7 protein-coding genes and 4 tRNA genes are annotated in these 12,845 nt (G+C 62.8%); 6 read left to right on the top strand and 5 right to left on the bottom strand.

The annotated features are described in order from the left end of the window. Positions 1 to 198: 198 nt before the first annotated feature. Entirely contained in the window at positions 199 to 786 is a 588-nt protein-coding gene (locus HA399_RS03155) for a hypothetical protein (RefSeq protein ID WP_404326028.1), read from the top strand. A 140-nt stretch (positions 787 to 926) separates the two neighbouring features. Here HA399_RS03155 and HA399_RS03160 read toward each other — a convergent pair whose 3' ends face one another. The 4 genes from HA399_RS03160 to betI form a co-directional block, all read right to left on the bottom strand. Beyond that, positions 927 to 3,395 carry an acyl-CoA dehydrogenase gene (locus tag HA399_RS03160; protein WP_404326029.1) on the bottom strand — a complete coding sequence of 823 codons (2,469 nt, stop codon included), beginning with the start codon at positions 3,393 to 3,395 and terminating at the stop codon, positions 927 to 929. A gap of 379 nt (positions 3,396 to 3,774) precedes the next feature. Next, positions 3,775 to 5,490: a choline dehydrogenase gene (betA, locus tag HA399_RS03165; protein WP_248379582.1), complete on the bottom strand. Its 1,716-nt coding sequence runs from the start codon at positions 5,488 to 5,490 to the stop codon at positions 3,775 to 3,777. A 361-nt stretch (positions 5,491 to 5,851) separates the two neighbouring features. Then, the gene (betB, locus tag HA399_RS03170; protein WP_043335915.1) at positions 5,852 to 7,333 is read right to left on the bottom strand and encodes a betaine-aldehyde dehydrogenase; all 1,482 of its coding nucleotides are present in this window, start codon (positions 7,331 to 7,333) and stop codon (positions 5,852 to 5,854) included. Then, complete coding sequence (gene betI, locus HA399_RS03175) at positions 7,326 to 7,982, bottom strand: transcriptional regulator BetI (RefSeq protein ID WP_215823890.1); 657 nt, start codon at positions 7,980 to 7,982, stop codon at positions 7,326 to 7,328. Before betI ends, betB begins: the two co-directional genes overlap by 8 nt. 412 nt (positions 7,983 to 8,394) lie before the next feature. On the opposite strand from betI, the gene HA399_RS03180 reads away from it, so the two are divergent. From HA399_RS03180 to HA399_RS03200, 5 genes are all read left to right on the top strand, one after another. Continuing rightward, positions 8,395 to 9,348 (top strand): choline ABC transporter substrate-binding protein, encoded by a 954-nt coding sequence (locus HA399_RS03180; RefSeq protein WP_054555132.1) that lies wholly within the window; start codon positions 8,395 to 8,397, stop codon positions 9,346 to 9,348. An 86-nt stretch (positions 9,349 to 9,434) separates the two neighbouring features. Continuing rightward, positions 9,435 to 9,511 (top strand) — tRNA-Met (locus HA399_RS03185). Between the two features lie 174 nt (positions 9,512 to 9,685). Further along, positions 9,686 to 9,761, top strand: a tRNA-Asn gene (locus HA399_RS03190). Positions 9,762 to 9,839: 78 nt separating this feature from the next. Further along, positions 9,840 to 9,915: transfer RNA gene (locus tag HA399_RS03195), tRNA-Asn, on the top strand. A 97-nt stretch (positions 9,916 to 10,012) separates the two neighbouring features. Beyond that, positions 10,013 to 10,088: transfer RNA gene (locus HA399_RS03200), tRNA-Asn, on the top strand. Between the two features lie 510 nt (positions 10,089 to 10,598). On the opposite strand, the gene HA399_RS03205 is transcribed toward HA399_RS03200, so the two are convergent. Continuing rightward, the gene (locus HA399_RS03205) at positions 10,599 to 12,707 is read right to left on the bottom strand and encodes a carboxy terminal-processing peptidase (protein WP_404326031.1); all 2,109 of its coding nucleotides are present in this window, start codon (positions 12,705 to 12,707) and stop codon (positions 10,599 to 10,601) included. Positions 12,708 to 12,845 lie beyond the last annotated feature (138 nt).

Raw genomic sequence — 12,845 nt, forward strand, 5'->3', positions numbered from 1 at the left:
TGAGCTTATGGCTGAACTTATGGCTGAACTTATGGCTGAGCTGCTGGATGAACCTGGTCTGAGCAGCGAGAGTGTGGCGCCGCCAGCTCGGCTCAGGCTGGCAAGTGAGGCGCCGGGGGCAACTCAAGTCCGGAATAAGCGGCCGGCGAGCGAGTGTGCTAGTCTTGCGCGCTGAAAATGCCTGTGGCGGAGAACGCGATGAAAGTGGTTGAAGTGAGTGCCGGTGCCCGACGTGATGCCTGTCTGGCGATGCTGTGCGCCGAAGTCCATGGCCGCGAAGGGGGTCTGGATGCGCTGGTGAGTTACGCCGGCGTGCGTGGGGTGTGGTTCGAGAATGAGATGGCGCGCCTGTTCGCGCTGGTCGACGATGCCGAGCGCATCCACTCTGCCGCGCTGCTGGTACTCGACGAGAACGCACGTGGCCTGAATCTGGCGCTATGGGCGACGCCGACGGTGCATCGCGGTCACGACCACGGCATCGCGCTGGTCTCCCAGCTGTCCGATCACGGCCGCCTGCAGGTGCGCATCACCGACAGCTCACTGGTCAGCGTGCTGCGTCGCGCCGGCATCAACGACTGGCTGGAGGCCGAGGCCCAAGGCGATCAGCCGCGCGAGCTGGTCGGCATGAATCCGGCGGCGCGTGTCGGCAACCTGGCGGCCCTCGACGCGCCGCTGCGCCTGGACCGCGAGCGCATCAAGCGCTCCTTAAAGGCGCGCCCGAAGGACTTCGAGACCTACAAGAACGCCTTCGTGCGTGACCTGGAGCACTTCGCGCGTCATATCTGAGGATGAAATGACGCAAGCGAACGGCATGCTCTGCCAAGACAAAGGCCCCGCTCATTGAGCGGGGCCTTTGTGGTTCTGCGATCGCTGATCAGTGATCAGCGATCAATTCCTGCGCCGATCAAGCGGGCGTCGGCCAGTCATCAGGCGGCGTCCTGCTGCGGGTTGGAGGCGGTGCCGTCACTCGCCATCGGCTTGCGCACGAAGGCGTCGAATTCGAAGTGGTCGACGGTCAGCATGTCGAGTACCTCGGCTTCGAAGACGCGCATGAAGTCGCCATCCTCGGCTGACAGGATGCCTGCCTCGACCGCCGCTTCGATACGCGCTTCCGGTGACAGTGCGTCGGCCGGAATCTCGCCCTTGTGGTAGGCCTTGGCCAGCGCCTTGTAGATCGGCTCGGCGCGCGGGTAGTCCTTGAGCAGCGCGTTGTAGCGGGCGAGGGCGTTGTCCTGCTGGCCTTCGTCCTGGGCGTCCCAGGTGTTGTCGGTCAGCTTGGCACGCAGTGCAGTGTCGGTGGAGACGGCACGGGCGATCTCGCGGGTCAGGCTGTCCCTGGGCATGGCGAACTGACGGCCACGCGGCAGGGCGATCACGCGCAGGGCAGTGCCCAGCGCACGGTTGGGCAGGTTGGCGAACAGCTCATCCAGTGCCTTTTCCGCGCGGTGCAGCAGCCACTGCATGCTGTAGTGGAACAGCGCCTCTTCGTGTTCGCAGGCCTCGGATTCGTGCCACTGCTTGAGCGTCAGTGACGCCAAGTAGAGGTTGGAGAGCACGTCGCCCAGGCGTGCCGACAGCATCTCGCGCGCCTTGAGGCTGGAGCCGAGGCTTGCCATGGCCGCATCGGCGGACAGCGAGAAGGCGGCGCTGAAGCGGTTGATGTGGCTGGCGTAGGGCGTGGCGACGGCGTCGAAGCCGGTGGCCTTGCCGCCGATGCCGAAGCTCTGGGTGAAGGCGCGTGCCGCGTTGCCGAAGATCAGGCCGGCATGGCGGAAGAAGGCCTTGTCGAAGGCGTTCAGGTCATCGGCGTCCTTGGCGGCCAGCTCTTCGAGCACGTAAGGATGGCAGCGGATCGCGCCCTGACCGAAGATCATCAGGTTGCGGGTCATGATGTTGGCGCCTTCCACCGTGATCGAGACCGGAGTGCCGGCGTAGGCCACGCCGATGTAGTTGCGCGGGCCAAGCGTCACGCCGCGTCCGCCGTGGATGTCCATGCCGTCGGCCAGCAGCGAGCGGGCCATCTCGGTCAGCTGGCTCTTGAGGATGGCGGAGGGCACCGCCGGCTTGTGACCGTTATCGATCATGTTGGCGGTGTGCAGCACGGACGCCTGGCTGATGTAGTTCATCGCGGCCATGCGTGCCAGTGGCTCCTGTACGCCTTCCATTTCGGCCACCGGCAGATTGAACTGGCGACGGATGCGCGCAAAGCCGGCGCTCCAGCCCAGTGCGTAGCGCGAGATTCCCGCGGAGCCGGACGGCAGGGTGATGCAGCGGCCCACCGACAGACACTCGACCAGCATCTTCCAGCCCTGGCCGGCCATCTGCTCGCCGCCGATCAGGTAGCTGAGCGGAATGAAGACGTCCTTGCCGAAGATCGGGCCATTCATGAACGGCGCGCCGATCGGGTGGTGACGACGGCCGATGTCCATGCCGTCGGTGTCACGCGGAATCAGGGCGCAGGTGATGCCGATGTCTTCCTCGTCACCCAGCAGGTGCTCGGGGTCGAACATGCGGAAGGCCAGGCCGACCACGGTGGCGACCGGCGCCAGGGTGATCCAGCGCTTCTCGAAGTTCAGGCGAATACCGACGACTTCCTCGCCGTCATGCATGCCGCGACACACGATGCCGGTGTCCGGGATGGAGGTCGCGTCACTGCCGGCACGCGGGCCGGTCAGACCGAAACACGGAATCTCGCGGCCATCGGCCAGACGCGGCAGGTAGTAGTTCTTCTGTTTTTCGCTGCCGTACTTGAGCAGCAGCTCGCCCGGGCCGAGGGAGTTGGGCACGCCGACGGTGACCATCAGCGTCTCGTTGACCGCCAGCTTCTGCAGCACCAGCGACTGCGCCTTGGCCGAGAAGCCCAGGCCGCCATATTCCTTGGGAATGATCATGCCGAAGAACTTCTCGCGCTTGAGGTATTCCCACAGCGCTTCGGGAAGATCGGCACGCTCACGCGCGATCTCCCAGCTGTTGGTCATGCCGCAGGCGACAGAGCATTGATCGTCGATGAAGGCCTGCTCTTCGCTGGAGATGCCATCGTTGCGCTGTGCGGTCAGGGTGTCCCACTGCGGCTTGCCGGAAAAGAGCTCGGCGTCCCAGAACACGGTGCCGGCTTCCAGCGCCACCTTCTCGGTGTCCGAGACCTTGGGGGAGACCTTCTTGAACATCGCGAACAGACGCGGGCTGAGCCACTTGCTGCGCAGGGCCGGCAGGCCACACACCGCGACCAGTGCCGCACCGATCAGCAGCAGGCAACCCAGTACCGGCGCGTCGACCGCCAGGCCGACGATACCGATGATGGCGAGAACGCCGATGGCCGCGAGGGCCCCGGCTTCGCGTGCCATGACGGCCAACAGACCGGCAACGGCGACAAGGATGAGGATGAGCTGCGTCATGGCAGGATCTCCGGGTGGCGAGGGATGGTGTCTTTGCATGGCGTTTCTACAGCGTAGCAGCCATGCGTTTAGAACAGTTGTTTGAATTCTCTTCAGCGTATCCCATGTTGCTCGACCCTGCAGTACGTCCAAGGTCTAAGGTGTGCGGATTCATTCTCGAAAAGGGCAGTCGCCCGGGGGAGGCAGTCGGCGAGCGCCAGACCGGGCTGAGTGAAAGCTGTCTGGCAGGCATGAAAAAGGCCCCGCAATGCGGGGCCTTGGACGATCGATAGCGCTTGCGTGCGTGAGGTCAGACTACCTCTCTCAGGCGTTGACTCGCACGGGCTCTGGCGTTGATCAGTGCTAGGTCAATGACCAGTGCTCAGTCATTGATCAGTGCTCAGCCATTGATCGGAGCGGAGTCGATCTTGCGCTTGGCGGGCTTCCTGGCCGGCGTGCCGGGTTCGATCACGAAGTAATCGGCGTCGGACGGCGGCAGCGGCGCGCGGCCACGAATCTTGTCGGCCATCTTCTCGGCCAGCATGATCGTCGGCGCATTCAGGTTGCCGGTCGGGATGACCGGGAACAGCGAGGCATCGACGACGCGCAGGTTGTCGAGGCCATGTACGCGACCGGCACCATCGACCACTGAAGTCTCGTCACTGCCCATGCGGCAGCTGCCACACGGGTGGTAGGCGGTCTCGGCGTGGTTGCGCACGTACTCGTCGAGCTCGGCGTCGGTCTGCGCCTGGGCGCCCGGTGCCAGCTCGCGGCCGCGGTAGGGGTCCAGCGCGGGCTGGGCGATGATCTCGCGGGTCAGGCGGATGGCGGCGCGGAACTCTTCCCAGTCACGCTCCTCGGCCATGTAGTTGAAGAAGATCGACGGCGCGGCCTTGGGATCGAGTGAGGTCAGGCGTACGCGGCCCTTGCTCTGGGAGCGCATCGACCCGACGTGCGCCTGGAAGCCGTGGCCCTGCACTGCGCTCTTGCCGTTGTAGCTGATCGCGATCGGCAGGAAGTGATACTGCAGGTTCGGCCAGGCCTCGTTGTCATCGCTGCGAATGAAGCCGGCGGCCTCGAACTGGTTGCTGGCGCCGACACCGGTGCCCTTGAGCATCCATTCCAGACCGATGGGCGGCTGGTTGTACCACTTGAGGGACGGATACAGCGAGATCGGCTGGGTGCACTCGTACTGGATGTAGAGCTCCAGGTGGTCCTGCAGGTTCTCGCCCACGCCCGGCAGGTGGTGGACCATCTTCACGCCCAGCGGCTCGAGATGTTCACGGTTGCCGACGCCGGAGCGCTGCAGGATCTGCGGCGAGGCGATGGCGCCGGCGCACAGCAGCACTTCCTTGCGCGCACGCACGCGGTGGTCCTGGCCCTTGCGCTCGTACTTCACGCCGACCGCCGTCTTGCCTTCAAACAGGATGACGTCGGTGGTGGCACGCGTCTCGATGGTCACGTTGGAGCGCTTCTTGGCGGTATCCAGATAGCCGCGCGCGGTGGAGGCGCGACGGCCTTCCCTGGTCACGAAGCGGTCCATCGGGCCGAAGCCTTCCTGCTGGTAGCCGTTGACGTCTTCGGTGGCCGGGTAGCCTGCCTCGATGCCTGCCGCGATGAAGGCGTGATAGAGCTCGTTGTTGCCCTGCTTGGGCGTGGTGACCGACACCGGGCCGTCGCCGCCATGGTAGTCATTCGGGCCGATATCGCGCGTTTCGCACTTGCGGAAGTAGGGCAGGCACTCACGATAGTTCCAATCGGCCAGGATGGGGTCCTTGGCCCAGTTGTCGTAATCCAGCGCGTTGCCGCGGATGTAGCACATGCCATTGATCAACGAGGAGCCGCCCAGGCCCTTGCCGCGGCCACATTCCATGCGACGGTTGTTCATGTGCGGCTCGGGATCGGTCTTGAAGTCCCAGTTGTAGCGCTGACCCTGCAGCGGGTACGCCAGCGCTGCGGGCATCTGGGTGCGGAAGTCGAAGCGGTGGTCGCGGCCACCGGCTTCCAGCAACAGCACGCTGACGTCGGCGTCTTCGCTCAGGCGGGTGGCCAGCACGTTGCCGGCGCTGCCGGCGCCGATGATGACGTAGTCGTATTCACGCTCGAATTGGCTCATGGAAGGTCCTCTCGTATCGGGTGCCACATGCGGGCACATGACGCCCCGTTCACGACGGGGAGTGGCCACTGCCGGGCTGCTGGATATGTTTGCTTGTCTGTGGTGAGTCGTCGGGGCACCGCATGACAGCAAGCTGCCATCGGGGGCTCAACGACTCATCGGGATTCGGGCACTGCGCGCGGCGCTGGCGAGCGACGCGGCGTGCAGCCGGCATGGCGAGTGTTCGACATGCCGGCAGGTGGGCATCTGGCGCTTGGTCGTGCTTGAGGCCCGGTGCTTGAGGCCCGGTCTTTAGGGCCGGTACTTCAGCCTCTGGCGCCAGAGGGTGCTGCTGTCATCAGGCCTTGCGGCCAGTGATGGCTCAGAAGGCGGACTCGAACGGGCCCATCTCGATCAGCACGGACTTGGTCTGGGTGTAGTGAGACAGCGTCTCGACACCGTTCTCGCGACCGATACCGGACTGCTTGTAGCCGCCGACCGGCATTTCGGACGGCGACTCGCCCCAGGTGTTGACCCAGCAGATGCCGGCTTCGAGCTGGTGAATCACGCGATGCGCGCGGTTCAGGCTCTCGGTGAACAGGCCAGCCGCCAGGCCATAGGTGGTGTCGTTGGCGCGACGGATGACTTCCTCTTCACTGTCGAAGGACAGGATGGACATCACCGGACCGAAGATCTCTTCCTGCACGATGCGCATGTCATCGCTGCAGTCGGTGTAGACGGTCGGTGCGACCCAGGCGCCCTTGGCGAAGTCGCCTTCGCTCATGCGCTCACCGCCGACCAGCAGACGTGCGCCGTCCTGCTTGGCGATCTCCAGATAGGAGACGACCTTGTCCAGGTGCTCGAAGCTGACCAGCGGGCCGAAGGTGGTGGCGCGGTCCTGCGGGTCGCCGGCCTTGATGCGCGCGACGCGCTCGACGATCTTGGCTTCGAAGGCGTCCTTGACGCTGGCTTCGACGAACACGCGGGTGCCGTTGGTGCACACCTGACCGGAGCTGTAGAAGTTGGCCATCATGGCGCCGTCGGCGGCACGGTCGAGATCGGAGTCGGCGAACACCAGCAGCGGGGACTTGCCGCCCAGCTCCATGGTGACTTCCTTGAGGCTGGAAGAGGCGGACGCGGACATGACCTTCTTGCCGGTGCCGGCTTCCCCGGTGAAGGAGATCTTGGCGATATCCGGGTGCTCGGTGAGCATCACGCCGACGCGGGCATCGCCCTGCACGACGTTGAACACGCCGTCCGGCAGGCCGGCTTCGGTGAAGATCTCGGCCAGCTTCAGTGCGCTCAGCGGAGTGACTTCGCTGGGCTTGAAGACCATGGCGTTGCCGGCGGCGAGGGCCGGGGCAGACTTCCAGCAGGCGATCTGGATCGGGTAGTTCCAGGCACCGATGGCACCGATGACGCCCAGCGGCTCCTTGCGGGTATAGACGAAGGCTTCCTGACGCAGCGGCATCTGGCTGCCTTCGATGGCCGGCGCGAGGCCCGCGTAGTACTCGAGTGCATCGGCACCGGTGACGATGTCGACTGCTTCGGTCTCGGACAGCGGCTTGCCGGTGTCGAGTGTCTCGAGCAGCGCCAGTTCATCGTTGCGCTCGCGCAGCAGGTCCACGGCGCGACGCAGGATGCGTGAACGCTCCATGCCGGTCATCGCGGCCCACACCTTCTGACCCTGCAGGGCGCTTTCGACGGCGGTATCGACGTCGGCACCGCTGGCCTGCTGGATCTCGGCGATGACTTCGCCGGTGGCCGGATTGACGGTCTCGAAGGTCTCGCCGGAGGTAGCCTCGACCCGACGGCCACCGATGTAGAGGGTCTGGGTCGGGAAGCTTGCGTTGCCGTTAGCCATGCGTGCGCTCCTTACTGGGTTCAGGGGAAGTGGGGGAGTCTGTCGCGTTCAGGGATGCTGCCATGTGACGTGTCAGCTGGTAGTCAGCGTATTCGTAGGCGAGGCGGCGTGCGCGCTCGACATCGAGGCCGGTCGGGTCCAGCGTGCCGCGCAACCACAGGCCGTCGATCAAGGCGGCCAGTCCGGCCGCGGCATCACGTGCCTCGTTCAGCGGCATGCAGCGGCGGAACAGGGCACACAGATTGGAGATCAGCCGCCTGTCGTTGACCCGCTGCAGGCGTTCCAGCGGAATGCGGTGCATGCTGGAGGCCCAGAAGGCCAGCCAGGTCTTGGAGACGCTCTGGCTGACCTGGCTGCGGTCAAAGTTGCCGTCGATCACCGCGCGCAGATGGCTGCGGACGTCATCGTCGGCCAGTGCGGCGCGACGTTCACTGACGGCGCTGCGCAGGTCAGTGAGAATCTGGCGCATGGTGGCTTCCATCAAGCCATCCTTGCCGCCGAAATAGTGGCTGATGATGCCAGTGGACACACCTGCGTGACGGGCGATACGGGCCACGGTCGCGTCGGCGAGTCCTGCCTCATCGATGGCTTGCATGGTGGCCTGGATCAACTGGCGGCGGCGGATAGGTTCCATTCCCACTTTGGGCATCAACGGAGTCCTTTTCGTATATCGGGTCGGTGTGACACTTGGTGTGGCCATGGTACTGGATCATCACCGGTTTGCCGCGAGCGCTGCACCATGCTGTCGTGTGCAAGGTTTTTATTGAACGTTCAATTAACAAAAAGTGTAGAGGCTGGTTCCCGATGCGTCAAGTTGAGGCAAGGCGGGGCAGCCGGAAGCAGTCAGGGATGGTCAGGAGGGGGAGGCGGGCGAGGCATCGAGGGCCGGTGGCGGCCAGCGATAGGCGGGCGTTCAAGACTGTGGGTTGGCGAGGCCGGTTGGTAAAAGCGCTACAGTGCGGTAGAACATGGAGGGGCAGCATGTCGATCTCAACGTAGGTTGAACGTTGCGCCGATGGTCGAGAGTTGAATGACAACGAACAATAAAACAAGGGGTTAGCATGAAACGATCACCTGGTAAGGTGCTGTTGGCACTGGGCGTCATCGCCGTGCCGGTCATGGCGAATCAGGCCCAGGCCGCCGTGACGGAAGAATGTCGTACGGTGCGTTTCGCCGAAGTCGGCTGGACGGACATCACGGCCACCACCGCCCTGACGCGTGCCGTGCTGGAGGGGCTGGGCTATGAGACGACGTCTGACACCATCTCGGTGCCGATCGCCTATGCCGGCATGAAGAATGATGACTTCGATGTCTTCCTGGGCAACTGGATGCCGTCGATGGCCTCCATCAGTGACCCCTACATCGACAAGGGGCAGGTCGATCGCCCGCGCGCCAATCTCCAGGGCGCGAAATACACCCTGGCGGTGCCGCAGTATGTGCTGGATGCCGGCGTGACCTCGGTGGCGGACCTTGCCGACAATCTCGAGAAGTTCGATGGTCGCATCTACGGGATAGAGGCGGGCAACGACGGCAACATGATCATTGCCGACATGATCGATGACGACGCCTTCGGCATGGGCGAGTTCGAGATGATCGACTCCTCGGAAGCCGGCATGCTGGCGGAAGTGAAGTCGAAGATTGCCGCCGAGGAGTGGGTCGTGTTCCTCGGCTGGGAACCGCACCCGATGAATACCCGCTTCGAGATGGGCTATCTGGAAGGGGCCGATGATTACTTCGGGCCGAATCTGGGTGGTGCGACGGTGTATACCAATACTCGCGCGGGCTATAGCGAGGCATGCACCAACGTCGGGGCCCTGCTTTCCAATCTCGAGTTCACCCTGGAGATGGAAAACCAGCTGATGGGCGACATCATGGATGGCGGCGAAGACCCGGATGATGCGGCGGCCAGTTGGCTCAAGCAGAACCCGCAGGTGCTGGAGGCCTGGCTCAAGGGAGTCGAGACCGTGGAGGGTCAGCCTGGCCTTGCCGCGGTGAAGACATCGCTGGGTATCTGATCGGCCCGTCGGGCTCGTCTGTTGAGCTTTTGATAAAAAGTGCTTGCAATTCAGCAGCCTGACCTGCAATATACGCCTCGTCGTGTGGCTACATAGCTCAGCTGGTTAGAGCACATCACTCATAATGATGGGGTCCCCTGTTCAAATCAGGGTGTAGCCACCAGTGATTCCAAGGCCTGCATCCGTGCGGGCCTTGTCACATCTGGATGTCGCTTCGTGCGCTTTCGGAGGTGGATCCGGCAGGAGGAATCGAACGAGTTCTGCGGTGGTCTGAATGGCCGAAGGTGGTTGACGCCATTGAGTATTTCCGTATAATTCGTCGCGTGTTCAAGGTTGTTCCTCGATAGCTCAGTTGGTAGAGCAAATGACTGTTAATCATTGGGTCACAGGTTCGAGTCCTGTTCGAGGAGCCAATAGCACATGCAGCATGCTTGAAATGTCAGCCTGATAGCATCCATGATGATGTCACTGACAGATGGATTTCCGGTCGTTCCTCGATAGCTCAGTTGGTAGAGCAAATGACTGTTAATCATTGGGTCACAGGTTCGAGTCCTGTTCGAGGAGCCAATCCAAGGCTTCCTGCCAATGCCGGAAATGACGCTGATAGATGAGTTCCTCGTCGTCAGCTTCGATATCGCCCTGATATCGATCGATATTTTGTTGTTCCTCGATAGCTCAGTTGGTAGAGCAAATGACTGTTAATCATTGGGTCACAGGTTCGAGTCCTGTTCGAGGAGCCAATATCACTTCCCTGCTTTCCCTCGTGTTCTCTGCTGGTCGCATCATCGCTACCTGAGCTTTGCTTGTTGGCTCTGCGCCTGAGCCCTATTCGCAAGCCCTGTTCATCAGTTCTGCGCCTGAGCGCTGCTCGCAATCCTTGCTTGTCGGTTCTGCTCGCCAGTCCGCTCCTGTTCCACACCCTGCTTCGGCATTTCGTGCTTTCTGCCTCGAGAGCGTGTTCCCGTGTCGCCAGCATTCTGCTGTCATCCTCTGCGCGGCAGCTGCCTGGCGTTGCGATGCATGCCATTCCGCTTCTGCTGCTACGTTTTCTGTCCTGTCGTTGCTTCGTATGTGTTGCTGCCTGTGCGTTGTTGTGCGCGCGTTGCTGCCTCGCGCGGCCGTGATGCTGCGTGCCACAGGCTTTCTTTGTGGCACGAAAAAAGCCCCTGCGCTCGGTGTTGCATGAGAGCAGGGGCCTTGGCGGTCGACCAGCTTCGTCAGACGGTGGTCGTGGTGTGAGTCACGAGAGTCTAGCGATCACCGGTGAGGTGGGCGTAGTCGAGCAGGATCTCGGCACTTTCCTGAAGCTGGGCCTGATCGATCGGGTCCTTGGCTTCCTTGTCGCTGCTGCCTTCTTCGATATCGGCTTCCTGCTCGGGATCACTCTCGGGGGAAGAGATGTGGTCGCTGGCGGCATCGAGTTCGGCAAAGCTTGTCAGTGGCTCGAGGTTGAGGGCACGACGGCGCTTGTTTTCCAGTGCCAGCTGCTCGGCTTCCTGGGCATCCATCTCGCGTTTGCGCTGCTCACGATTGAGGCTGATGCTGGTCTGCTGCGCGCGCAGTGCCTTTGACAGCGCGACTTCGCTCTTCAGGTAGCTGAAGTTGGGGTCCTGTTCGACGCGGCTCTGGTGGCGGGCGCGCAATGCGGCCAGATAGCGTGCCGGATCACCGTAGCGGCGATACTTCACCGGGCGTACCTGATCCCAGGGCAGTGCGTAGTCGAGGCTGGATTCGCCGATCTCCTGCGGGTCGATGACGCTGGGGAAGGCGATGTCCGGCTTCACACCTTTGTTCTGGGTCGAGTCGCCGGAGATGCGATAGAACTTGGCGCGGGTCAGCTTGATCTCGCCTTCGCTCAGCGAGGAGATGGTCTGCACCGTGCCCTTGCCGAAGGTCTGGCTGCCGAGTATCGGGCCGCGGCCGTAGTCCTGGATCGCACCGGCGAAGATTTCGGATGCCGAGGCCGAGAGGCGGTTGACCAGCACGGTCAGCGGGCCGTCATAGTGGGTGCCGGCGTCGGTATCGCCGTAGAGGCTGATACGGCCGCGTGCATCACGCACCTGCACGGTGGGGCCGCGATCGATGAACAGGCCGATCATCGAATTGGCTTCCTGCAGGGCGCCGCCGCCGTTGTTGCGCAGATCGAGAATGATGCCTTCCACCTGCTTGGCCTTCAGTTCGTCGATCAGGCGCGCCACGTCGCGGGTGGTGCTGCGATAGTCGTCTTCACCGGCCTGCCAGGCATCGAAATCGACATAGAAGGCGGGCACGTGAATGACGCCGATCCTGTGGACGCCATCATCGCGCTTGACGTCGATGACCTTGGCATTGGCGGCCTGGTCCTCGAGCTTGACGGTGTCGCGGGTGATGTCCAGTTCACGCGTCTTGGTGACATCCAGCGACTGGGCCGGAATCACTTCCAGGCGCACGACGGAGCCCTTCGGGCCGCGGATCAGGTCCACGACGTCATCCAGGCGCATGCCGACCACGTTGGTCCACTCGCTGTCGCCCTGACCCTGGCCGACGGCCACGATGCGATCGGCCGGCTTGAGCTCGCCATCCTTCTCGGCAGGGCCGCCGGGCACTAGGCTCGAGACCTTGACGTATTCACCTTCGGATTGCAGCAGGGCGCCGATGCCATCCAGCGACAGCTTCATCTGGATATCGAAGGATTCGCCCTGGCGCGGCGAGAAGTATTCGCTGTGCGGATCGATGCTGCCGGTTACGGCATGCATCACCAGCGTCAGGATATCTTCATCGTTGGTCCGCTTGATGCGCTTGAGTTGGTTGGAATAACGCTCGCTGAGCGTCTTGGCGATCTCGTCATCGCTCTTGTCGGACAGTGACATCGATAGCCAAGCGTTCTTGAGGCGCTTGCGCCACAGCTCGTCGAGCTCCTGCTCGCTATCGGCCCACGGGCTGTCCTTGCGGTCCAGCGCCAGGCGATCATCCTTGTCGAAATCGAAGCTCGGCTTGGCGTCCAGCGTCTTCACCAGCCAGGTGAGGCGTGCGGTGAGGCGTTGCTGATAGCGCTCGTAGAGGCCATAGATACGCTCGAGATCACCATCGATCATGGCGTCGTCGAAATCGTGACGCAGGTCGCTGAACTCGCTGATGTCCGCATCCAGCAGATAGGCTTTCTGGGGGTCGAGAGTCTTGAGGTATTGCGTAAAGGCGCGGTTGGCCCAGTGGTCATCCAGGGTCACATCTTCGTAATGCCCATAGCGCAAAGACTCGGCAACTTCGCGAGCAGCCTGTGCATCGGCGTCAGTAGGGGTGACCGCGGCACTGGCAGGGCCGGCCATGGCAAGACACAGGGCAACGAATGCCGTGCGCCGGACGTTTGCGAACAGGCTCATCAATGAAGCACTCCCGATTCATGTACACTCTGCTCCCTGAACGACCTCCCCGCAGGGGGTCGAGCGGGCATTGTAGCAGTCTCACGCACCATACACAGTTGTCTGGCGTTGATGCGTTGGGGTTGTGAAAACTCTGTC

Origin of the sequence: Cobetia sp. UIB-001, assembly GCF_044789135.1 — a bacterium.
Lineage (GTDB): Bacteria > Pseudomonadota > Gammaproteobacteria > Pseudomonadales > Halomonadaceae > Cobetia > Cobetia amphilecti.